Here is a 21,094-nt window from a genome sequence, read left to right as displayed (position 1 = left end):
GTAAAACAGTAACGAGCGATTAATTCTAATCGCTTCTTACGCTCCTAAAATTCCGTAGTTTTGGCGAAACTTCAAGCAATGCGCGTTTCATTTGGCTTTTTCTTCCTCTGTTTTGCTGGGTTTTGGCCGGGCCTGTTGTCTGTTGCGACGGCTCAGCTGCAATGTGCCGAGCGACTCAGCTTTACACCGGTTACGCAGCCGAATCAGATTGAATGGAGCAAGTTTCCTGATTTCTCGCTGCCTTTCCCGATTATTTACGGTGGCCCTCGCTTTTCGGATACGCAGGCAAGCCCGCTCCGACATGGATTTAGCCACCTGGTTGATATTAAAGACAATGAGTTTGGATCGTTGGTAAAACCTTCGCAACGGGCGGTGGTCTATTATGGCGTGGCTACCGGCTTTGGGCAACCCTGGGAAACCATCGAAAGCCCTTGGGCAAATGACCTGAACGGCTACCGCGCCAATTGGGATAGTTTTCTGTCGGGCCTGGCCGGTGGACAGAAAAATTCGGCAGGTTTGTACGTGCTTCCCATCAGTCGGCTGGCGCTCGATCTTGAGCGAATTCTGGAAACGGATACCCGGATTCTGCGAATCAAAACCGATCCCCGTGTTCCCGCCCCTTATCGAAACCTGTCGGATGCCGACTTTGTCGCAGCCTACAAGCGCGATATGCGGAATCTGTATGCCGAAGCTGCCCGTTACGTGCGCCAGCATGCCGACCTGACCAACATCAGCCTGACCAGCTACGCCGATTCGCCTGTGCTGAATACGTACATGAACGTGGCGACGTTCTCCTGGTCTGACTGGTCAACCAATCTTGCCCGAACGAATTATCTGGTTCAGGATTCCACTGGCCGGGGCATCGGCGGGCCTTATTACGAGCAGTTAAACGCCCTGTCGCCCTCCGCGTATTATTTCTACGATTACCCGAATCCATTTGCCAAACAGTATCTGGCCTACCTGCTGTTTCAGGTTGAGGTGAACCGGGCCTGGAGTCCCAAACCCGTAGTGCCGTGGGTATGGCTGCGTTACCACGATAGTTCGACTAGTTACCCGAATTTCATTCAGCGGTTTATGGCCGAAGCCACGGCTATTTTCCCGTTCTTTTCGGGAGCGGCCGGTCTATGGCTCTGGGAAAACCCAACCCTGACCCCGACCCGCACGGATACCTACGCGGCCTATGAGCATTTTACGCACGGCCTGTATCGGCTGTCGCGATTTGCCGATATGTTTCAGGGAGCCTACGAACTGGTCATCGAAACACCCGCCCGCGACTTACTGGATAAAGAGCTTCCCGTTTGGCGGGGTGTGGCCAAGGGCAACAAAATCCTGATTGCCGCCCAGAATCCCTATGCCGACGAAGGGGCCAGAACAACGCTGACGGTCAGGTACAAAACCTGGCAGCAGACCATCGAACTCACCGGTCGCGAGGTTTATCTGTGTCAGTTCGATATGGGGGTGGTAACGGCTAACGAGCCGATACTGGCCGATATGACCGTATTTCCAAATCCGGCGCAAACCACGCTCACTGTCACCTTCGGCAGGTTGCCCGCTGCGCCCACCAGCCTCACATTGTTGAACACAAGTGGTCAGCCGGTAGTTAAACGAGCGGTTCATACGATTACGGAGCGTGTAAATATTGCCGATTTGCCCGCGGGTATTTATTTCCTCCGGGTACAAAGTGGCGACCAGATTCTGTCGAAAAAAATAGTTATTCAGGGCTTTTGAACAACGGCTAATCAATCATGGTGCCGTCATACCCATTTTAGCTTATGCCTAATCAACTTCAGTACGAAACCAGTCCATACCTTCTTCAACACGCAGAAAATCCGGTAAACTGGTACCCGTGGGGGGATGAAGCCCTGACCAGAGCGATTGAAGAAGACAAACCGATTATCGTGAGTATCGGGTATTCGGCCTGTCACTGGTGTCACGTTATGGAGCGGGAGTCGTTCGAGAAAGAAGCGGTGGCGCAGGTCATGAACGAGCATTTTGTGTGCATTAAAGTTGACCGGGAAGAGCGCCCCGATGTCGACGCGATTTACATGGATGCCGTGCAGGCAATGGGCGTACAGGGCGGCTGGCCCCTCAACGTGTTCCTCATGCCCGATGCCAAGCCGTTCTACGGAGTTACGTATCTGCCGCCCAAAAACTGGGTAAATCTGCTAGAGAGTATCGACAACGCCTTTAACGAACACCGTGCCGATCTGGCGCAGTCGGCGGAGGGCTTTGCGCGTGAACTGAACCTGTCCGATGCCGAACGCTACGGGCTGACGCAGAATGACCCCCTGTTTGCCCCCGAAACGCTGGCTGTACTGTACCGGAAAGTAGCCGTTAAAGCCGACGACGAAAAAGGAGGCATGCGCCGGGCGCCCAAGTTTCCGATGCCAAGTGTATGGCGGTTTTTACTTCGGTACTATGCCGTTGCCTCGTCGTCCCGGCAAACTGCCGAAGCTGCCGACATGTCAGATCAGGCACTTAATCTGGTTCGGATTACGCTGGATCGTATGGCGCTTGGCGGTATTTACGACCAGTTGGGGGGCGGATTTGCCCGCTATTCGACGGATGCCGACTGGTTTGCCCCGCACTTCGAAAAAATGCTGTATGACAACGGGCAACTACTTACCCTTTATTCGGAAGCCTATAGCCTGACGAAAAGTAAGCTATATAAACACGTTGTTTACCAAACAATTGCGTTTGCCCAACGTGAACTGCTGAGTCCGGAAGGAGGTTTTTATTCTGCCCTCGATGCCGACAGCGAAGGCGTAGAGGGTAAGTTTTATACATTTACCACCCCCGAATTAAGGGAAATTCTGGGTGCTGATTTCGACTGGTTCGCTGACCTGTATTCGATCAGTGAAAACGGAAACTGGGAACATGGACGAAATATCCTTCATCGCATCGAAGCCGATGACGAGTTTTCGGCTCGAATGGGCTGGTCGGTTGCCGATCTGAATGTGCGTCTGGATGCCACCCATACGCGCTTGCTGCGGGTGCGTAACGAACGTATTCGGCCCGGCCTGGACGACAAGATTCTCTGTTCCTGGAACGGGCTTATGCTAAAGGGGCTGGTTACGGCTTACCGCGTTTTCGGCGAACCCGAGTTTCTGACGCTGGCCCTACGTCTGGCTTATTTTCTCCTCAAAAAAATGCGCGACAGCCGAAACGGCCGGTTGTGGCATACGTATAAAGTGAGCGAAGGGGGCACCGGACGGGCACGGCAGGCGGGTTTTCTGGACGATTATGCCGCTGTGATCGACGGCCTTCTGGCTTTGTATCAGGCCACGTTCACCCGAAACTGGCTAACCGAAGCCGATCAATTGATGCAGTATGTACTAACGAACTTCGCTGATTCGTCCGTCGATGAGCTTACCGGTTCCGAACCCCTGTTGTTCTTCACCGACAAAAACAGCGAGGAGTTGATTGCCCGACGGAAGGAGCTGTTCGATAACGTTATTCCGTCGTCCAATTCGATGATGGCCGAAAATCTCTACGTCCTAAGTTTGTTGCTGGACAGACCCGCCTATGCCGAACGCGTCGATCAGATGCTGGGGCGGGTGCAGCCGCTGGTGGAGCAAAACGCCGACTACCTGACAAACTGGGCGGCCCAGTTTGCCCTGCGTGCCCGGCCCACAGCCGAGATTGCCATTGTTGGTCCAGAGGCAGAGCAGTTCCGCGCCGAGCTGAATGCCGATTTTCACCCGAACCGGGTGTTATGCGGTACGAGCGATTTGCAGGAAACGGGACCGGACGGGTTACCGCTGTTGCAGCATCGGGGCCTGGTTGATGGGCAAACGGCTATTTATGTCTGCTACAACCGCGCCTGCCAGCTACCGGTAACGAGCGTGAGCGAGGTGAGCGAGCTTGTGCACTGACCTAAAACGGCCCTTTCTGTTAGTCTCCCCAGGCCGTTAGCACGAGTGTCCGGCGACCACCGTTGTTACGGTGTTCACCCAGATAGACGCCCTGCCAGATACCGAGGTTCAGCCGTCCGTTCGTGATCGGAATCAGGACGGAGTGCCCAAGCAGAGCCGCTTTCAGGTGAGCAGGCATATCGTCGGAGCCTTCATAATCGTGCTCGTAATAGGGTTCGTTTTCGCGTACTGTCCGGTTGAAAAACCGTTCGAAATCACCGCGCACGGTAGGGTCGGGGTTTTCGTTGATGGTGAGGCTGGCCGAGGTGTGCTGTATAAAAACCTGTAGCAAGCCAACCCTGATCTGCCGGATCGCACCAAACTCCCGCTCGATGGTTTGGGTAATCAGATGGAAGCCGCGCGGGTAAGCCGGTAGCTGAAACGTATGCTGGAAGATGGCCATAGCCAAAAAAACGGGAGAGGGTTAAAACATAAATTGATAATACCTATCTTAGTACTATGTGTGCCGGGCCAGTTGGTAGCCAACGCGTGCCGCCCTGTATGCGAAAGCGGAACCGAACGATTGATGCCTGTATGAATGCTGTTTTCATAGTGTTACTTGGCCTGTTGTTGAGCCTGCCCGTTCAGGCGCAGTCTGATCTGGTTAAAAATAGCCAAATGGTGCGTCGTACCTTTGCTGAGTACGACGAAGAAATTCTCTATTTTGGTAAACGCAACCAATACTTTACAGTTCGAACGTTGCTGAAAAACGGGTCTTTATTTCGAGTCGATTCCTACCAGGTTTTGCCGCAGACACTGCCAAACGGCTTTCCTCTGGATAGCCTGAGCCGCATATTTCGGTTTGGCCCTACGAAAATCATGTACCTCACGGGGAAGCCCTACATCACCTGCGAATACAAAGACGATGTGCTGCATGGCCCGTTCATGGTCTTTTATGAAGACGGGTCCATCAAGCGAAAAGAGTACTACCGGAACGGTCGCATGACACAGAGTGCCTGTTTTACCGCCGATGGAACCAAAGAAGCGTGTACCCCTTTCTACCAGTCGGCTCAGTTTCTGGGGAAACCCACGGAACTCTCGACGTATATGAAGCAAAAACTAGGGCCGCTGGTTGATGGCGAACGCATCCGGCGGGTTACCGCTACGCTGGCCATCAATGAAATCGGGCAGGTGACGGGTATTGGGGTATTGTTGAATACAAATGTATCCGAAAACGCGAAGATGCCCGAAGCGGTAACCTACGTACAGCAGGTGATCCGGAACATGCCCGAGTGGACACCCGAAAAGCTCAACTGGAAACCCGCCATTAACGATGGCAAGGCTACCGCGTCGACCTGTGTGCTAACCGTTTTTCGTGTTTACGGAAGTCTCCAGTACAATATGTTCTATCGCTTGTAACGATATCCGGTCGTTAGCCGTGCAGGGGCACTTCCATGAGCAGCAGAATTGCATTATTGGCTAAGGCCTCAAACTCCACCACGGCATCCGGCATGTTCGTCAGCGATAAGCCGTCGCGTTCGTGGAGGAGCCGGTTCTGAACTTCGAAAGCGCCACTCAGAACGAACACAAAAACACCATTTGCCGGATTTTTTAGCGCATACGTTCCTTCTGCCCGCCCGTCGAAGCGGCCAATAAAACCCCGGCCAGCCGATTCGGCATCATCCCTGAGGGGCGATAGCGCGAAGGCGGGAAGAAGTTGGTTGGTCATTGTCAGGTCAATAGCCGATTGCCGGGATGTACTCAAACGGGTTTCGGAACCAGTGGAAAACCAGAGCTGAACAAAATTGATCAGCTCCGTTTCGTACGGATTAATGAGTTCATACGTCATCCCCTTTGCCAGCCAGAGCGTCTGAATCTGTCCCGCTTCCAGAAAGCCGCTGGCAACGGGGCTGTTGAACTCAAGACCACCCACCAGCGGAACAAGCACAACCGCGGTATCGTCATCGACCGTTATCGACAACCGATGTCCCGGACCAAGGGTATCGTCATTTAACACCCGCAGGCTGCCAAACGCAGTCCGGTGTTCGGCCGTATAGGAGCCGAAGTTGAACGTATGGTAACTCCGAAAAAAACGGTTCTGTGAGCAGCCGCGCTGGTCGGCAACATACAACTGAGCCTGCGTTCGGGTGTCTATCATGGCTAAGTAGCGGGTGTACGTCGGGCATAGTCTGTAACTATGTCCGGGTATTATCCGGTCTCTGACCGGAGTTCGATGAGTGGTCTTTATACACCGGTAGAGACCGGGTAACGCATCGACATAGTCATAAACTATGCCGAGCGTCACGGGCCATTGCCCTGATCCATTTCGTTTGGATTACTTCCATTTCGTCAGGCGTTCACAACGATGGTGTGCGTGAGTGTATACCCACCGGATATACTTCCTGAAACAGTGGCCAACTCGGTTGTAAAGCCATCCGAAAACACGTTATCCCGTTCGTTGAGCGTGTCCTGCTTGCCTTTGGTATAGCCGTACGATTGCGCTGTTGTGTAAACTGTGTTGCTGACATCGTACGGAAAGGCGATTTGCGTGACCAGCAGCGACTTCCCCGCCGAATTATAAATATGCACGTGAATGTGGGGCGCCCGGCCCGAATACCAGCCCGGAAAGATCGACGTAAAGGAAACCAGTCCGTTGGTATCGGTCACCTGCCGACCTCTCAGAAAGTCTACTTTCGTGAAATCGGCGCTTTGCATCCCGGTGCCGCCATATTCAGAATAATAGCCGTCTTTATCGCAATGCCATACATCAACAAGTGCCCCGGCCAGAGCCGTGCAACTGTTGTTGGTGTTTTTGATCGTGATATTCATGGTAAAGGCCACACCGGTTCGGTCGGAGCGAATGTCTTTTGTAACGAGGTTGGCCGGTACTTTGGTCGGAAAAGGCCCTTCCGTTTCTGAAGGCGTAACGGTGCAGTTACTGGACGAACTGCCATTTGTCGATCCAGTCGAAGTTGTACTGCCGGTGGTGGTGGTACTGACCGGATCAACCGTCGAAGATGAACAGGCTCCAATCAGCGGAGCAACCGCCGTAATGCCCAGTAAGCTAACAAAGCCACGCTTCAAAAATTCTTTACGTTCCATACTACTGGCGATGAGTTGATTCGTTCTAATGAGTTAAAAAACAGCGTGAGTTTTCTGATAAGTAGCTAACCTGATTCGCTTTTTCTCAGTAGCGCAGAAAGCAGATGTTTCGTTGCAAAGGACGGTTAGATATAGGTCAATGCCCCGAATGTGTCGGTGAATTGATGCACCGTCAGAGACCAAAGCGTTTCAGGAAATCCGCTTCGTAGCTGGCGCCAATGGGAATGTCACGACCTTCCACGAACAGTGTTCTGTTGCGGACCGCGTCGACGCGGGCCAGGGGAACGATATAGGACCGATGCACCCGAACGAAATCGACCGCTGGCAGTCGTTCCAGCATGGATTTCATCGTCATTCGAGCCACGACGGGCTTTGGAACGCCCGGTTTGCCGGTTTCCGGCTGGAGATGAATTTTGAGGTAATCATCCAGCCCTTCGATGTAGAGAATGTCCGTCAGGGCGATTTTATGGAGCGTATAGTCGGCGCGGACGAACACATAGGCCTCGGTGGTTGTATCCGTACGTTGCTGCCAGCGATAGACGTCCGCTGCTTTCGTAATGGCCTGCGAAAACCGCTCGAACGTAAAAGGCTTAAGCAAGTAATCGACGGCATTGAGGGTAAAGCCTTCCACCGCATACTCGCCATAGGCAGTCGTGAAAATAACCATAACTGGCGGCTTTCCATTGGTCGATACATTCGCAATGGCCCGGTAAAAGTCGATTCCCGACATAGACGGCATGTTTATATCCAGAAACAGCAGGTCGATCGGGTGCTGCTCGATGTACGTCAGTGCCTCGTCGGTTCGGGTAAACGTTTTGAGTAAGTCGATTGATCCGTCCTGCTGGCAAAAATGGCTGAGAATCCGCAGGGCCGGGGGTTCGTCGTCAACGGCAATGGCTCGAATCATGACAGGGTAATGGATAAATCAACGGTAAAGCGATCGGCCTGGTCGTTGATGCGCAGTTGGTGATGCGTTGGGTATAAAAGTTGCAAACGGGCTTTGGTGTTGGTCAGCCCGATACCGCTCGCTACGGCTGTCGGCTGAAAAACCCGAACCTTTTTGTTGAAAACATGGCAATGAATGGCTTGCTCTTCGAGCCGGAGGCCGATCCGGATGGTTGAGGGCTCCTCCGGGCTGACGCCGTACTTAAAGGCATTTTCAATGAATGAAATCAGCAGGAGGGGGACAATTTGCTGACTGCCTGGGTTGCCCTCAATGGTAAACTCGATTTGGGCCGTATCGCCCAGTCGTAATCGTTGCAGGGCGATATACTGACGGAGGTAATCGAGTTCGTTATGAACGGAAACCCGGTCTTTCTGTGACTCCTGAATGACGTACCGCAGAAAGGACGACAACTCTACAAGGGCGGCTGCCGTTTGGGGCGACTCGATAATGGCAAGTGAATAGATGCTGTTCAGGGTATTGAACAGAAAATGAGGGTTGATCTGGGCTTTGAGGTACGACAGTTCGGTCTGAATTTTCTCCTGTTCCGTTTCCCGCCAGCGGCTGTTGATGCGCAGGGCCAGCGCCATCAGAAAACCGGCCAGTGTCAGGAAAAACGTTTGCGCCAATTCGGAGGGAAGGCCCGGCTGGCGTTGGCCAGGGTGGGGTGGTGGTGAAGGATAAGCGCCCGGAATCTCCTCGTGCCGGTAAGCGGCATTGGGCGGTGGAGCCGAAAAGGAGGGGCTGGCGGGTGGATGATACCCGCGTCGATTGATGGCGGCCAGCGTGCTCTCAATCAGAAGAAAGCAGCTCAGGGAGGCAAGCACATACAGGACAAACCGTCTGGCGAAATAAAGCCTTGGAATGAGTACGTAAAAATTAACGTAAAAAAAGGCAATTGTAAGCAGGTACGACAGCTGCGTACGCTGTTCGTGCGGGTTGTCAGGTAGCTCGGCCAGTCGGGCAAATCCGTCGTCAGCAAAGACGTAAGGCAGGGCCAGAAACGTAAAGCAACCCAACAGGTGAATCGCGATCTGGGAGAACCGGTTATTCATGCCGGGAAATTACTCCTGAATTGACCAGAAAGAGAAACGGGACGACCGAATCGGGGCGTATAGCCGGAATGTGTCGGTAAACAGGCCGTGTGACCTAAAGAATCCGGTCGGAGTTTTCACTGACGAAAGCTCCCCAGGCTCCTTTCTTGTTCTTTTTGCCCGGCGCTACCGGCAATGCGTTTTCGTGGAAATGGTGGCAGACGGCAATGGCCAGGGCATCCGTAGCGTCGAAAAACTTAGGGTCGAGGTCTTCCTTCAGCAAATGCCCGACCATTTGGGATACCTGGTCTTTGGAGGCATTGCCGTTGCCCGTAACCGACTGTTTGATCCGGCGGGGTGCGTACTCGACGATGGGGATATTACGCGACAGAGCAGCCGCCATCACCACCCCCTGCGCCCGGCCCAGCTTCAGCATGGCCTGCACGTTTTTACCGAAAAACGGGTCTTCGATCGCCATTTCATCGGGGTGATACTCGTCAATTAAGCGAAGGATGGTTTCGTAGAGTTTCTGGAGCTTCAGTTGGTAGGTCGTATATTTGCTCAACTGAACCACGCCGTATTGAATCATACTCATGGAACCTCCTTTCACCGATATGATGCCATAACCGGCAATCATGGTACCTGGGTCGACGCCCAAAATCACTTTTTCGGGTGTAACGACTGGCTGAATGGTAGAAGAAGTAGGTTTAATGATCATGATTGGGTGTTGGCTCTATTACAAAGTAACGTGTTCTCCTCTATTTTGTCGCTGAAACCGGGTAAAAAAATCATCTTTTGGGCTAAAGTAGCCGTGTTTTTGGCCCTCATCGGTTACATCGTCCATGTTTTGCGCCAGCAACCGTTCGACTGGCCCCTTGTCAGCTCCCAGCTTCGGGCGGTCGAACACCCCGAACGATGGGCGTTGGGCTTACTTGTTCTCACACCGGTCAACTGGGGGCTCGAAGCACTAAAATGGCAGATTCTGCTCCGGCGGGTCGTGCCTACGGGGTTCTGGCAGGCATATCAGGGGGTACTGGCCGGTGTTTCGTTAGGCTTCGCTTTGCCGGCTCAGTTGGGCGATACCGCCGGTCGTGTACTGTCGCTGCGCACCAACCGGGCCGGTGCCATCGGGGCGTCACTGGTGTCGGGCGGTATGCAATTCTACGTCGCTATAGTCTTTGGCACCATTGCCTGGGCGCAGCACCTTCGGCTGGTGTCTGAGCGCAACAACCAGACCGGCCAATGGCTGCTGGCCGTCCTCGTGGTGTTATCGCTGGGTGGGGTAGTGTTCGGAATATTCCGTCGGCCGATGGTTTCGTTTCTGGCGGGCCGTTCGGGCTTGAACCGCTTTTCTAGTTACTGGCAGGTGGCCGTTCAGTATTCCGATCGGGAGATTGGCCGGGCACTGGCGGTCGCCGGGTTGCGGTATGTCGTTTTCTCCGGGCAGTTTTACCTGGCCATGCGGCTGGTTGGCCTGGAACTGCCCATGGTTTGGGCCATATCGGGTATTGGGCTGGTCTTTCTGGCAAAGACGATCACCCCCGCGTTTAATTTACTGAGCGATCTGGGGGTTCGGGAAGCTGCTTCTTTATGGGTGTTTGCACCCGTTGGCAGTTCGGCTTCGGTGTTGATAACGGTCACCCTGACGCTCTGGGTAGCCAACGTTCTGACGCCCGTGCTGGCTGGCCTGATCTGGGTCTGGAAACTCAAACTAACCGCTGAATGACGATCTTTCTTCTGGTAATCAGCGGGCTCTACGCGCTGTTTACGCTACTGCTCTGGATAACCTGGCTACGCATCCCGCCGGGCCAACTGCCGGACCGGTCAATGACCGATGGACCGCATATTACCGTCGTGATTCCCGTTCGCAACGAAGCCGATAACATACGCAATCTGCTCGATGACCTGAGCCGCCAGACTTATACCCGGTTCGAAGTAATCGTAGCCGATGATTCGTCGACCGACACCACCCTGTCACTCGTTCAGCAGTATGCGCAGTCGGCTCCCTTCGTGCTCCGTCCATTGCCGCTGACCAATGAACGGACGGCATCCCCTAAGAAACGGGCTATCACCCAAAGCATAGCCATTGCCACCGGCGACCTGATTATGACTACCGACGGTGACTGCCGGGTTGGTCCGAATTGGCTAGCTTCCTTTGCCGCTTTTCAGTCCCAAACAGGTGCCCGGCTGATATCAGGACCGGTCACCTTTACCGACGAACATACGGTTTTTGACGCCCTGCAAACGGTTGAGTTTTCGAGCCTTATCGGTTCCGGGGCCTGCACCATGGAGCTTGGTGTGCCGACTATGTGCAACGGAGCCAACCTAGGCTATGTGAAAGAGGTGTTTGCGGCAGTGGGCGGCTTCGCCGGTTTCGATCACCTTGCCTCGGGCGACGATGAGTTTTTGATGCATAAGATTTCGGCACGGTATCCCAACGGAGTTAAGTTTCTGAAAAGTCCGGAAGCAATCGTTCGGACGGGCACTCACCAGACGTGGCGTGGATTTTATAACCAGCGTAAGCGATGGGCCAGCAAGTGGCGGGCTTACGATAGTTATCTGCCGTCGCTCCTGGCGGTGTTTATATTTCTATGTAATGTTGTCCCTATTGTAGCTGTTCTGGGCTGGTGCCTCAATTTTTTAAACGGAAACGTAACACTACTCGTTATTGGGCTGAAGCTGGTACCGGAGTTTTTGTTTTTACGTCAGATTCTTGTTTTTTTACAAAAAAAATCGTCAGTTCCGGTTATCCCGCTGACTCAACTTGTATACCCGCTTTATGTACTTTTCTTCGGGCTGGCTGCTCAGGGAAAAGGGTACTATTGGAAAGGAAGAAAACTTACGTAATGTGTGATGAATGGTATAGCCTATTTGATGCAGTGAATGAATGCATTATGTAATCTAAATCAGGTATCATATATCCTAAACCGTACATCAACTTGTCATTTTTTCTGCATAAGTCGAATTTTTTGCTCCGGACGGTATACCCTGAGTTCTGGTGGAAGATCGAAGAGGAAGTTGAACCAACGATTTACCTCACATTTGATGATGGGCCAATCCCCGATGTGACCGAGTTTGTTCTCGAACAACTGGATCGATTTGCGGCTCAGGCTACCTTTTTCTGCATAGGAGATAATGTTCGAAAGCATCGCGACATACTGTACAAGGTGCTCGAAGCCGGGCATATGGTTGGCAATCATACGTTCAATCACCTGAATGGCTGGAAAACTGAAGATGTCACCTATCTGGAAAATATCCAAAAATGCCAGACGCTGCTGGGGGTTGAAACCTCGCTTTTTCGTCCTCCATACGGTCGCATCAAAAAAACGCAGGTAGCCGAAGTGCTCGAAAATTATTCCATCGTGATGTGGGATGTGCTGACGGGCGATTTTGACCGTAGTCTCCCCGCCGACGTTTGTCTGCGTAAAACCATTAAGTACACCCGGCCCGGTTCTATTGTCGTATTTCACGATAGTGTAAAGGCCTGGCCAACGATGCGCTATGTTCTACCCCGAATGCTGGCTTACTTTGCCGCCCGTGGGTATTCGTTCCGTTCCGTGCCACAACCTGTTTATGCCGGTTACTAATACACCAGACTGGCCGCAATCCCGCCAGGGTCGTCCGCTGATTAGTATCCTGATTGCCGCCAGAAATGAAGAACACGCCATTCTCGCCTGTCTGGAGGCTGTCGACCGTCTGAACTACCCAGCAGATCAGCTGGAGGTGCTCATTGGCAATGACCAGTCTACCGATCAGACTGCTACGCTGGTAGCTGGGTTCATTAAGGATAAACCTGCCTTTCAGCTTATTGAAGTCCGCGAGTCGGTCAATGGGTTGCGCGGCAAGACCAATGTGCTGGCACAGCTGGCTAATCAGGCTCGCGGCCAACTGTTTTTTTTTACCGATGCCGATACGCAGGTTCCTCCCGACTGGCTGACCTCTATGGGGCATTCGTTTCAGAAGCGGACGGGTATCGTAACGGGCGTTACACTCCCGGAAGGCCCGAACCTCTTTCATAAGCTTCAAACGGTCGACTGGCTCTACAACCTGACACTCACGCATCTGGTAAGCAGTATGGGAATGCCTGTGACGGCTATGGGTAATAACATGGCCGTAAGCCGCGAGGGGTACCACGCTGTTGGCGGATACGAGTCCCTGCCGTTTTCGGTGGTGGAAGATTATGCGCTTTTTCGGGCCGTTGTCGCTAAAGGATATGGTTTCGCTAATTTGCTAAATGCCGATGTGCTAGCCCGAACCAGGGCAGTGGATACCCTGAACGGGTTTTTGCATCAACGCAAACGCTGGATGCGGGGAGCGAGTCAACTGCCAATCTGGATGGTTAGTTCGCTTTACGTCCAGTACTTGGCGGCACCCCTGTTTCTGCTGCTGGGCTTGTTTTCGCCAACTTTAGCCATCGGTCTGTATATCGCCAGACTATTTGTGCAAACAACGATCATTTCGTTTGGGCTAAGCCGACTTCGGCAAAGCGACTTATGGCCTTACGCGTTATTATTTGAGGTTTACCAACTTATCATCGGGCCGCTGGCGGTGCTTTTTTACCTCATGCCGACGAAAATTGAGTGGAAAGGAAGGACATACAACTGACTCCCCACTTTGTAAAGGGCATTTCTGCTCCCTTCAAATTCGCTTAAACGTGGTATAAGTTGATCGTTTTGGCCATAAAGCGCGGTTTTTAGCCTTGACCAAGACCAAAATCCACTACTTTTCGGCTCAAATCGCTAACTCAAACTGCTTTTCAAGAATTGTGTTATGGCAAAAGTCATATTAATTACTGGTGCGTCGACCGGTTTAGGTTACTCAATTGCTGGCTACTTAGCCCAGCGTGGGTACGTTGTTTATGGTACGTCACGTCAGGCGGGTTTGTCTCTAGGATCGTTCAGGATGTTGTCAATGGATGTTGGCGACCCTCAGAGCGTTCAGCAAGCTGTTGATCAGATCATGCAGCAGGAAGGCCGTTTGGATGTGCTGGTTAACAATGCAGGTTTGGGTATTGCTGCCCCGGTCGAGTTAATGTCCCTTTCGGATGTACAACGAGTTTTTGATACCAACGTACTTGGCGTAATTCGGATGGTACAGGCCGCCTTGCCAATCATGCGCCGGCAGCAGTCGGGCCTGATTATTAATATAAGCTCCATAGCGGCTGAGGCAGGCCTACCGTACCGGGGTGCCTACAGTGCCAGCAAGGCCGCCGTCGAACGATTGACCGAAGCACTTCGCCTGGAGCTTGCTCCCTTTGGGGTTCAGGCATGTTCCATTCAGCCGGGCGGAACAAAAACAGACATCAACAAAAATCGGCTGCGGGCTTCTATAGAAGCAGATAATATCTATAAAGCGACTTTCGACCGAACGTACGAGTTGATCGATCAGAGTGTTAGTGAGGGTATTGAGTCTGCCGTATTCGGTCCTTTGCTTGATTCTATCATCAACTCGCCAAAGGTGAAGCGTCTATACCGGGTCGGCAAACCGCTGGAAAAATTTTCGGTGCTGCTAAAGCGCGTATTACCCACCACCCTCTACGAACGCATGATTCGCAATCATTACGAAATGTAACCGGTGGTTGAGCCACCAGCTTTAGCGAAGTGATAGGGCCTTGCCTGATAAATCCCTAAATCTGTATTAATTCGAGGACGAAGCCTGCCTGGCAGCCCTGAGGCAAGGCCTTGTGCATACCTGCTCGGAGAACTATACTGTTTCTAGTGGGCGATGTTCCCGAAACAAACTTTTTACAGACAACTTGGATTAACTAATAATGATTTTAATTGACACTCACGCTCACCTATATGACTCCCAGTTTGAGGAAGATAGGGAGTCTATGCTTCATCAGGCTCAACAAGAGCAGATCAGTCAGATCTGGATGCCGAATTGTGCCCGTGAAACCATACCCGGCCTAATGGCTCTGGCCGAACAATACCCCGACCGTTGCCTACCCATGATGGGGTTGCATCCGGCTTATGTTAATGACACCGTTGAGGAAGAACTGAGGGCTGTTGAGGAGGCTCTCAACCGGAATGCATTCATGGCCGTGGGCGAGATCGGTCTGGATTTCTATTGGGATATGACCTACGTCGATCAGCAGTTCGCTGCCTTTGAAACCCAGCTCCGATGGGCCGCTGAACAGCAGTTGCCGGTATCTATGCACACCCGTTCGGGTCATGACCGAAATGCGTTTACCGAAGCGGCTGACCTGATTGAGAAACTGGCTCTTCCGGGATTGACCGGCATCTTTCATTGCTTTGTCGGAACGCTGGACGAAGCCAGCCGGGCCGTTGACCTTGGCTTTAAATTAGGTATTGGCGGGGTGGCTACCTTCAAAAATGGTGGATTGGACAAAGTTCTTCCGCACATCGGCCTTGAGCACCTCGTTCTCGAAACCGACGCGCCCTATCTGGCGCCGGTGCCTTACCGTGGGAAACGCAACGAACCGGCTTATATCCGGCTGGTAGCCCAGCGGGTAGCCGACCTCAAGCAAATCAATATCGATGATGTAGCCCGGCATACAACCGCCAACGCGCTTTCGCTGCTACCGGCCTTGTACGCCAATCTTTTACCAGGGTAGACAGGGCGACACACACTGCCTAGCCTTGTCTGACTCCTGCACGTAACCAATTGACTTGTAGTAATGCCTTATAAAACCGTTCACATAAGCCCTGCTTCTCCCCGGCAGTCGCGGGCGTCGGTGCTAGTTATTTATACCGGCGGCACCTTCGGAATGATCTACGACCCCAAAGCCAGCGGACTCATTCCCTTTGATTTTGACCGGGTACTGGATCGCGTCCCTGAGTTAAATCGGCTCGATTTCGATATTACGATTCTTACCCTGCATGAAGTCATTGATTCCTCGAACATGAAGCCCGCCATCTGGGTCGAATTGGCACAGATCATTCAGGATACCTACGACGAGTACGACAGCTTTGTCATTCTGCATGGTACAGACACCATGTCCTACACGGCATCGGCCCTGAGTTTTATGCTGGTTGGGCTAAACAAACCGGTTATTCTGACCGGAGCTCAACTACCAATCGGAGTGGCCCGAAGCGACGCCCGCGAAAACTTCATCACTGCCCTCGAAATTGCTGCCGCGGTGGATGCTGCCGCCGTGGATGAGGGTGGGGGACTGACTCCTGCCAAAGGGGTTCCCCTAGTGCCGGAAGTGTGTGTATATTTTAATTCGTTACTGTTACGGGGCAACCGGTCTACCAAGCAGGAAAGTGTGCAGTTTAACGCCTTTATTTCTGAAAATTACCCGCATCTGGCTACGGCAGGAGTAAGTATTGATTATAACCGATTGTTTATTCGACCTTATCAGCCCGGTCAGCAATTAAGCCTGCGTACAACGCTTGACCCGAACATAACCATTCTTAAACTCTTTCCGGGGATTACACAGCCGGTGGTTGAGTCGATTGTGAATATCCCGGATCTGCGGGCGGTCGTTCTGGAAACGTTTGGGGCCGGTAACGCTCCGACTGATGGCTGGTTTCTAGATACGATCAAACGGGCTATTGATCGAGGAGTGGTATTTTTTAACGTGTCGCAGTGCGAAGGCGGGCGTGTAACCCAGGGCCAGTACCAGACCAGTAAACAACTGCTGCAAATTGGTGTAGTAAGTGGGGCCGATATAACAACCGAAGCTGCCGTTACCAAACTGATGGTTTTGCTCGGTCAGGAACACGACCCGGCAAAACTGCGTGTGCTTCTGACTCAGTCGATTAGTGGCGAAATGAGTGAATAATCAGTTTTTTTGAGCGGAAGCTGTTGCGTTTTTATACTCAAACATGCATATTTGCACTCCCAAAGGACATAGAGAGCTGCCAGAGTGGTCGAATGGGTCTGATTCGAAATCAGAAGTACTCGCAAGGGTACCGGGGGTTCGAATCCCTCGCTCTCTGCCAGAAGTCAGCAAGGTGCTTTGCTGACTTCGTTTTTAGAGAGGTGTCCGAGTGGTTGAAGGAGCACGCCTGGAAAGTGTGTATGCGGGCAACCGTATCGAGAGTTCGAATCTCTTCCTCTCTGCATTTTAGTGTTTGTTAGTCATTGGGTGCCCGAAACTGATCGTTTCGGGCATTTTTTTTACCCTTTTAATTCCATCCTAAGCCTTTTTAAGCCCATTCAGGCCGGTTTTACCTTTCCCGTAGCAATACTGGTGACACCCCCTTGTGCCTGGTGACACCCCCCCCCTTCATATGATCCGTTATCGATTGGTATAGCTACTAACAGAAGTTATATAACGGGTCTAATACCTATTGGTCGGTAGTTGGCTTTCTCTTAAACGTCAACTTTCGAACGGTATAACCCTCATTTACTTACCAGCGCTACACTTAAATCTGTAGTGCAATGAAGATTGTAAAGCGTATGGAAATTAGCTTCTGGCGTCGCAAGAGCAAACAGAAGGACAAAGTTCAATTGTACTGCCGCATCGCGGTAGGTGGGGATCGGGCCGACATTGGATCTACCGGCATAACGACCTACGTAGATTATTGGGATGGCAGCCAGGTCAGTGCTCAGGATCCGGAAGCCTTCTTTAAAAACGAGCAGCTGGGTATCATGCGGGATCAGCTAAGGGCTATCTTCAACGATCTATTCCGGCGAAAGGAGAAAATTACAGCGGCCAAAGTTCGGCGAATCTATGAAAGCGGCAGTGAAAAGGTATCGCTGCTCTCAGTTTTTGAGCTGTACATGGCCGAAAGCCGCAGTGATCCAGATCGGAATCTCAAGAAAGCCAGTCTTGACGTATATGACAACGTTCGCAAAAAATTAATCGACTTTCTCATTAGCGAAAAGGCGCTGGACCTGCTGGTCGAAGATTTCGATTTAGACTGGGTAAAGAAATTTCGGATCTGGATGAAAAAGTTTCCTCTGGCTGCCGACCAGATCGGGCACGCTGACAGCTACGTAGCCAAACATACACAGACCATCAAAAACGTGCTGGCCTGGGCAAAGCTCAAAAAAATTTCAGACCTAAATCCCCTTGAAGGCATGCGCATCAACAACCCCAAGTACGATGATCCGGTCTTTCTGACCGATGAGCAGTTTGAGAAGCTCCGCAACTACCAGTTTGATAATTCCCACCTCCAGCACGCGGCCGACGTGTTCATACTTTTGTGCCGGTGCGGATTCCACTATGGCGATTTAAAGGATTTCGTTTTGCAGCACAAGACCGCTTCACGCACTGGCCTCGACGGTGAGGTGTGGTTGATCAAGGATCGAATCAAAACGGAAGTATCCATTCGGGTACCTCAATTTGAGGAGGTCAAACAGATCGTTAACAAATACGGTGGTTGGGAAAAGTTACCACTGACCTCACTTCCCAAATTCAACGCCTGGCTAAAAGTGATTGCCGCAAAACTCGACTTGCCGGAAGATCTCTCCAGTAAGGCTGGTCGGAAAACATTCACTGATTGGTGTTTTAATACATTGTTTTTAAGCACCGACTCAGTTAAAGTTGTCCTGGGCCGAAAGACCGCCAGTGGGCTGGATGTGTACGGCCGACCCGATGAACGGCGGGTTATTGGTGAGATGAATCAGAGCACAGTGCTCCAGAAGCGAAAGAAAGATACATGTCCCTGAAAAAACTGATATAATTATCTTGTCAGGATAATTTTGTTAGGTTGTCATAAATCAAAACACAAAAAATTGTGTTGATTTGTAACGCACAGTGTCATTTTTGGTATTGTACAGCACTAAAAATGACACTGTGCGTCACTAAATAATGCAAAGTGCTTATCTATCAAAGGAACAATTCATGAACACAAAAGCAAAAAAACGTACAAGTGCCAAAAGAAATGCTGTATCGGGCCGCTTCGTAGACGTTTGTGAGAGCACGCCTGCTCCTACCAATAAGGTTATTGAAGAATTTGTTAAAGGATTTTACCAGAAGAATGGCCGGGCTATGACGCAACTCGCTTATGAGTAAGCAGATTGCGGCTGTTTCGTTTAAGTCATTTGACACTCTTCTGACACTTGCCCAGCACGAACACCGCAATCGCAACGAGCCCATTCCAAGCCTGAACGAAAACAGTAAAGCCCGCATTGAGAGTTGCCTCAATGCGCCCTTTCAAACTGTATTTGGCCGGGCAGCGTATGTAGGATTTTATAAGAAAGCATCCGCTTTGTTCTATTACATCGCCAAAGGACATCCACTAGCCAATGGAAATAAACGAATGGCTTGTATCACAGTTGGTTTTCTGTGCTACATTAACAGACGGGAGCTTTTTATTGAAGATAAAGATTTAGTCGATCTAGCTCATTATGTAGCCGATAGTCCTCCTGACGATAAGGACAATTGCATGCGTCACATTGAGCGCGTATTGAGAAAAACCGTAGTCAATCAGCCACATAGGCTAACTCCATGAAAATCTCGACCAAAAGATTTGAATCAAGCACCTTTCTGGCAAGCGCGCTGGGAATAGGCTCTATCGGAGCTGCAATTGGAGGCATTGCCGGGGCTGTGTTCGGGTCTATGGTCGGTTTTGGCGTGGCGATATGGGACGAACATTAGCTTTTCATGAGTCAGCTTTTTCGGTCACTTGCTCATCGCCTATCTTCACTCCTTTAAGTCGCAAGTATTTGTAGAGGGTTCGCTTGCTACCGATCTGGAGCATCGTGCAGATTTTTTGCACGGTATTGCCACTTTGATACAACGTTTTAGCCGCAGTGGCCTTCAAATCAGCCTCCTTCGAGAGGCCCGGCTTACGCCCACCCACCCGGCCACGTGCCCGAGCGGCCGTCAGACCGGCAATAGTATTTTCCACAATCGTCTCCCGTTCAAATTCGGCCAGAGCTGCGAATATTCCGTAGACCAATCTGCCCTCGGGCGTCCGGGTATCCATCGAATTCGATAAACAGACAAATGCCACTTTTTTTGCCAGCAGCTTATTCATCAATTCGATCAAATCCTGATTGGAGCGTCCCCAGCGGCTGAGCTTCCAGACCACGATGGTATCACCTTCCCTTACTTTTGCCAGCAGTGCATCCAGTTCAGGCCGGTTCTTTTTGCTGCCGGTGACTTTCTCCATAAATATCTCCTCACAACCGGCTGCTTTGAGGGCATCTTCCTGAAGAAACAAATTCTGATCGCGGGTCGAAACCCGGCCATACCCGAATACCATAGACGGTTTACTTAAACTGGTTTATTTTATTAAATATAAACCATGAATAAATAAACCACAATAGTAAACCATTTTAGGGCTTTTTTAGGCTCATCCAGATCGTGTACAAAAACCTTCGTTTTGGTAACCACCATGGATGTTTAATTTTACAAGACTATAGCTACCCTTTAGTCGATAAAATAGGTAACAAAAATAATACCCTTACCCTTGACAAAGGTATTATTTTTGTTACCTTTGCATCAACAAACCGTAACTATAAAAAAATATGAAGGCTTCTGAGCTTACAAAGTTGCTGAAAAGCAACGGGTGGCAGGAAGTTCGACAGTCTGGGAGTCATCTCATTTTAAAACATGAAGAGAATCCCAACAATCTTTCGGTTCCAATACATGGAAAGAAAGATGTGCCAATCGGCACGTTGAACGACCTTTTGAAAAAGGCTGGGTTGAAATAGCAACCCGGCCTTTTTCTAGGCCCTTAACTTAGTTACGGTATATATATACACCATTAAATATAGAAGGAAGACTTAGCTATGAAATCGTTAGAATTAATTCTAGAAAAGCAGGAAGACGAGCTATGGGGCCGTGTGGAAGCTCCCGGCTTTTTGTACACAACTTCGGGTGAAACTATTGAAGAAGTAACCTCCAACATAAAGGAACTGATTGCTGATTTTTTTGCGCATGAAGGCAAAGCCTTCCCTGAATGGCAAGGTATTACGATCGATAATATTGCCTTCGATTATACGTATGATCTAACGGCCTTTTTTGAGGTCTTTTCCGAGCTTAAGATGGGGGCCATTGCCAGCCGAGCAGGTATCAATCAAACATTGATGCGGCAGTATGCTTCGGGCCATAAACATCCATCCAGTCAACAGGCAAAAAAAATTGAGCAGGCTGTTCATCAACTCGCAACTACCTTACAGCAGGTTCATTTTGCCTAATCCCTTTTTGCCAACATACACAGTTACGGTGAGTACGGAATCCCGGCGTTCAATGAATGCCGGGTTTTTTTAAATGCTTAAAGACAGTTAAAATAGAA

General features: G+C 51.0%; 22 protein-coding genes and 2 tRNA genes. 17 read left to right on the top strand and 7 right to left on the bottom strand.

Going from position 1 to position 21,094, the window contains the following annotated elements; all coding sequences use genetic code 11:
- Positions 1-78: 78 nt before the first annotated feature.
- A complete protein-coding gene (locus NT073_RS18570) occupies positions 79-1,728 on the top strand; it encodes a T9SS type A sorting domain-containing protein (RefSeq protein ID WP_297376414.1) in 1,650 nt (549 codons plus the stop codon).
- A 44-nt stretch (positions 1,729-1,772) separates the two neighbouring features.
- Positions 1,773-3,875 carry a thioredoxin domain-containing protein gene (locus NT073_RS18565; protein ID WP_297376413.1) on the top strand — a complete coding sequence of 701 codons (2,103 nt, stop codon included), beginning with the start codon at positions 1,773-1,775 and terminating at the stop codon, positions 3,873-3,875.
- A gap of 19 nt (positions 3,876-3,894) precedes the next feature.
- Here the strand turns inward: NT073_RS18565 and NT073_RS18560 are convergent, their stop codons facing one another.
- Complete coding sequence (locus NT073_RS18560; protein ID WP_297376412.1) at positions 3,895-4,317, bottom strand: secondary thiamine-phosphate synthase enzyme YjbQ; 423 nt, start codon at positions 4,315-4,317, stop codon at positions 3,895-3,897.
- 98 nt (positions 4,318-4,415) lie between these two features.
- On the opposite strand from NT073_RS18560, the gene NT073_RS18555 reads away from it, so the two are divergent.
- Positions 4,416-5,273 carry a hypothetical protein gene (locus tag NT073_RS18555; protein WP_297376411.1) on the top strand — a complete coding sequence of 286 codons (858 nt, stop codon included), beginning with the start codon at positions 4,416-4,418 and terminating at the stop codon, positions 5,271-5,273.
- A 13-nt stretch (positions 5,274-5,286) separates the two neighbouring features.
- Here NT073_RS18555 and NT073_RS18550 read toward each other — a convergent pair whose 3' ends face one another.
- The 5 genes from NT073_RS18550 to ruvC all read right to left on the bottom strand — a co-directional run bounded on the left by NT073_RS18550 (position 5,287) and on the right by ruvC (position 9,651).
- The gene (locus NT073_RS18550; RefSeq protein WP_297376410.1) at positions 5,287-6,012 is read right to left on the bottom strand and encodes a pirin; all 726 of its coding nucleotides are present in this window, start codon (positions 6,010-6,012) and stop codon (positions 5,287-5,289) included.
- A 191-nt stretch (positions 6,013-6,203) separates the two neighbouring features.
- Complete coding sequence (locus tag NT073_RS18545; RefSeq protein ID WP_297376409.1) at positions 6,204-6,956, bottom strand: intradiol ring-cleavage dioxygenase; 753 nt, start codon at positions 6,954-6,956, stop codon at positions 6,204-6,206.
- Positions 6,957-7,128: 172 nt separating this feature from the next.
- On the bottom strand, positions 7,129-7,863 hold the full coding sequence (locus tag NT073_RS18540; protein ID WP_297376407.1) for a response regulator transcription factor: 735 nt from the start codon (positions 7,861-7,863) through the stop codon (positions 7,129-7,131).
- Entirely contained in the window at positions 7,860-8,954 is a 1,095-nt protein-coding gene (locus tag NT073_RS18535; RefSeq protein WP_297376405.1) for a sensor histidine kinase, read from the bottom strand. Before NT073_RS18535 ends, NT073_RS18540 begins: the two co-directional genes overlap by 4 nt.
- Before the next feature lie 94 nt (positions 8,955-9,048).
- The gene (gene ruvC / locus NT073_RS18530; protein WP_297376404.1) at positions 9,049-9,651 is read right to left on the bottom strand and encodes a crossover junction endodeoxyribonuclease RuvC; all 603 of its coding nucleotides are present in this window, start codon (positions 9,649-9,651) and stop codon (positions 9,049-9,051) included.
- Between the two features lie 30 nt (positions 9,652-9,681).
- On the opposite strand from ruvC, the gene NT073_RS18525 reads away from it, so the two are divergent.
- From NT073_RS18525 to NT073_RS18470, 12 genes are all read left to right on the top strand, one after another.
- Positions 9,682-10,659, top strand: coding sequence for a lysylphosphatidylglycerol synthase domain-containing protein (locus tag NT073_RS18525; RefSeq protein WP_297376403.1), 978 nt, complete (start codon positions 9,682-9,684; stop codon positions 10,657-10,659).
- The gene (locus tag NT073_RS18520) at positions 10,656-11,780 is read left to right on the top strand and encodes a glycosyltransferase (RefSeq protein WP_297376401.1); all 1,125 of its coding nucleotides are present in this window, start codon (positions 10,656-10,658) and stop codon (positions 11,778-11,780) included. Before NT073_RS18525 ends, NT073_RS18520 begins: the two co-directional genes overlap by 4 nt.
- A gap of 92 nt (positions 11,781-11,872) precedes the next feature.
- The gene (locus NT073_RS18515; RefSeq protein ID WP_297376399.1) at positions 11,873-12,520 is read left to right on the top strand and encodes a polysaccharide deacetylase family protein; all 648 of its coding nucleotides are present in this window, start codon (positions 11,873-11,875) and stop codon (positions 12,518-12,520) included.
- Positions 12,507-13,538: a glycosyltransferase gene (locus NT073_RS18510; RefSeq protein ID WP_297376397.1), complete on the top strand. Its 1,032-nt coding sequence runs from the start codon at positions 12,507-12,509 to the stop codon at positions 13,536-13,538. Before NT073_RS18515 ends, NT073_RS18510 begins: the two co-directional genes overlap by 14 nt.
- Before the next feature lie 165 nt (positions 13,539-13,703).
- Positions 13,704-14,504, top strand: coding sequence for an SDR family oxidoreductase (locus tag NT073_RS18505; RefSeq protein ID WP_297376395.1), 801 nt, complete (start codon positions 13,704-13,706; stop codon positions 14,502-14,504).
- A 199-nt stretch (positions 14,505-14,703) separates the two neighbouring features.
- Positions 14,704-15,510, top strand: a complete 807-nt coding sequence (locus NT073_RS18500; protein WP_297376393.1) for a TatD family hydrolase — start codon at positions 14,704-14,706, stop codon at positions 15,508-15,510.
- A 63-nt stretch (positions 15,511-15,573) separates the two neighbouring features.
- Positions 15,574-16,683 carry an asparaginase gene (locus NT073_RS18495; RefSeq protein ID WP_297376391.1) on the top strand — a complete coding sequence of 370 codons (1,110 nt, stop codon included), beginning with the start codon at positions 15,574-15,576 and terminating at the stop codon, positions 16,681-16,683.
- Positions 16,684-16,753: 70 nt separating this feature from the next.
- Positions 16,754-16,843 (top strand) — tRNA-Ser (locus NT073_RS18490).
- Positions 16,844-16,877: 34 nt separating this feature from the next.
- Positions 16,878-16,964, top strand: a tRNA-Ser gene (locus tag NT073_RS18485).
- A 321-nt stretch (positions 16,965-17,285) separates the two neighbouring features.
- A complete protein-coding gene (locus NT073_RS18480) occupies positions 17,286-18,518 on the top strand; it encodes a phage integrase SAM-like domain-containing protein (protein WP_297376389.1) in 1,233 nt (410 codons plus the stop codon).
- Positions 18,519-18,693: 175 nt separating this feature from the next.
- A complete protein-coding gene (locus NT073_RS18475) occupies positions 18,694-18,864 on the top strand; it encodes a hypothetical protein (RefSeq protein ID WP_297376387.1) in 171 nt (56 codons plus the stop codon).
- Positions 18,857-19,303: a Fic family protein gene (locus NT073_RS18470; RefSeq protein WP_297376385.1), complete on the top strand. Its 447-nt coding sequence runs from the start codon at positions 18,857-18,859 to the stop codon at positions 19,301-19,303. The genes NT073_RS18475 and NT073_RS18470 overlap by 8 nt, the downstream gene beginning before the upstream one ends.
- Positions 19,304-19,453: 150 nt before the next feature.
- On the opposite strand, the gene NT073_RS18465 is transcribed toward NT073_RS18470, so the two are convergent.
- Positions 19,454-20,059: a recombinase family protein gene (locus NT073_RS18465; protein ID WP_297376383.1), complete on the bottom strand. Its 606-nt coding sequence runs from the start codon at positions 20,057-20,059 to the stop codon at positions 19,454-19,456.
- 265 nt (positions 20,060-20,324) lie between these two features.
- Between NT073_RS18465 and NT073_RS18460 the strand changes: the two genes are divergently transcribed.
- Both NT073_RS18460 and NT073_RS18455 read left to right on the top strand, forming a co-directional pair.
- The gene (locus tag NT073_RS18460) at positions 20,325-20,510 is read left to right on the top strand and encodes a type II toxin-antitoxin system HicA family toxin (protein WP_297376381.1); all 186 of its coding nucleotides are present in this window, start codon (positions 20,325-20,327) and stop codon (positions 20,508-20,510) included.
- Positions 20,511-20,588: 78 nt separating this feature from the next.
- On the top strand, positions 20,589-20,996 hold the full coding sequence (locus NT073_RS18455; protein ID WP_297376379.1) for a hypothetical protein: 408 nt from the start codon (positions 20,589-20,591) through the stop codon (positions 20,994-20,996).
- Positions 20,997-21,094: the final 98 nt, after the last annotated feature.

Origin of the sequence: Spirosoma sp., assembly GCF_026391055.1 — a bacterium.
GTDB lineage: Bacteria > Bacteroidota > Bacteroidia > Cytophagales > Spirosomataceae > Spirosoma.
The sequence above is the reverse complement of the archived record's forward strand: the minus strand, read 5'-3'. Positions and strand labels throughout refer to the sequence as shown.

What these genes read in the sequence shown, in the direction of transcription:
- NT073_RS18570 (WP_297376414.1), top strand. Translation starts at nt 79, where the DNA reads ATGCGCGTTTCATTTGGCTTTTTCTTCCTCTGTTTTGCTGGGTTTTGG.
- NT073_RS18565 (WP_297376413.1), top strand. Translation starts at nt 1,773, where the DNA reads ATGCCTAATCAACTTCAGTACGAAACCAGTCCATACCTTCTTCAACAC.
- NT073_RS18560 (WP_297376412.1), bottom strand. Translation starts at nt 4,317, where the DNA reads ATGGCCATCTTCCAGCATACGTTTCAGCTACCGGCTTACCCGCGCGGC.
- NT073_RS18555 (WP_297376411.1), top strand. Translation starts at nt 4,416, where the DNA reads ATGCGAAAGCGGAACCGAACGATTGATGCCTGTATGAATGCTGTTTTC.
- NT073_RS18550 (WP_297376410.1), bottom strand. Translation starts at nt 6,012, where the DNA reads ATGATAGACACCCGAACGCAGGCTCAGTTGTATGTTGCCGACCAGCGC.
- NT073_RS18545 (WP_297376409.1), bottom strand. Translation starts at nt 6,956, where the DNA reads ATGGAACGTAAAGAATTTTTGAAGCGTGGCTTTGTTAGCTTACTGGGC.
- NT073_RS18540 (WP_297376407.1), bottom strand. Translation starts at nt 7,863, where the DNA reads ATGATTCGAGCCATTGCCGTTGACGACGAACCCCCGGCCCTGCGGATT.
- NT073_RS18535 (WP_297376405.1), bottom strand. Translation starts at nt 8,954, where the DNA reads ATGAATAACCGGTTCTCCCAGATCGCGATTCACCTGTTGGGTTGCTTT.
- ruvC (WP_297376404.1), bottom strand. Translation starts at nt 9,651, where the DNA reads ATGATCATTAAACCTACTTCTTCTACCATTCAGCCAGTCGTTACACCC.
- NT073_RS18520 (WP_297376401.1), top strand. Translation starts at nt 10,656, where the DNA reads ATGACGATCTTTCTTCTGGTAATCAGCGGGCTCTACGCGCTGTTTACG.
- NT073_RS18510 (WP_297376397.1), top strand. Translation starts at nt 12,507, where the DNA reads ATGCCGGTTACTAATACACCAGACTGGCCGCAATCCCGCCAGGGTCGT.
- NT073_RS18505 (WP_297376395.1), top strand. Translation starts at nt 13,704, where the DNA reads ATGGCAAAAGTCATATTAATTACTGGTGCGTCGACCGGTTTAGGTTAC.
- NT073_RS18500 (WP_297376393.1), top strand. Translation starts at nt 14,704, where the DNA reads ATGATTTTAATTGACACTCACGCTCACCTATATGACTCCCAGTTTGAG.
- NT073_RS18495 (WP_297376391.1), top strand. Translation starts at nt 15,574, where the DNA reads ATGCCTTATAAAACCGTTCACATAAGCCCTGCTTCTCCCCGGCAGTCG.
- NT073_RS18480 (WP_297376389.1), top strand. Translation starts at nt 17,286, where the DNA reads ATGAAGATTGTAAAGCGTATGGAAATTAGCTTCTGGCGTCGCAAGAGC.
- NT073_RS18475 (WP_297376387.1), top strand. Translation starts at nt 18,694, where the DNA reads ATGAACACAAAAGCAAAAAAACGTACAAGTGCCAAAAGAAATGCTGTA.
- NT073_RS18470 (WP_297376385.1), top strand. Translation starts at nt 18,857, where the DNA reads ATGAGTAAGCAGATTGCGGCTGTTTCGTTTAAGTCATTTGACACTCTT.
- NT073_RS18465 (WP_297376383.1), bottom strand. Translation starts at nt 20,059, where the DNA reads ATGGTATTCGGGTATGGCCGGGTTTCGACCCGCGATCAGAATTTGTTT.
- NT073_RS18460 (WP_297376381.1), top strand. Translation starts at nt 20,325, where the DNA reads ATGAAGGCTTCTGAGCTTACAAAGTTGCTGAAAAGCAACGGGTGGCAG.
- NT073_RS18455 (WP_297376379.1), top strand. Translation starts at nt 20,589, where the DNA reads ATGAAATCGTTAGAATTAATTCTAGAAAAGCAGGAAGACGAGCTATGG.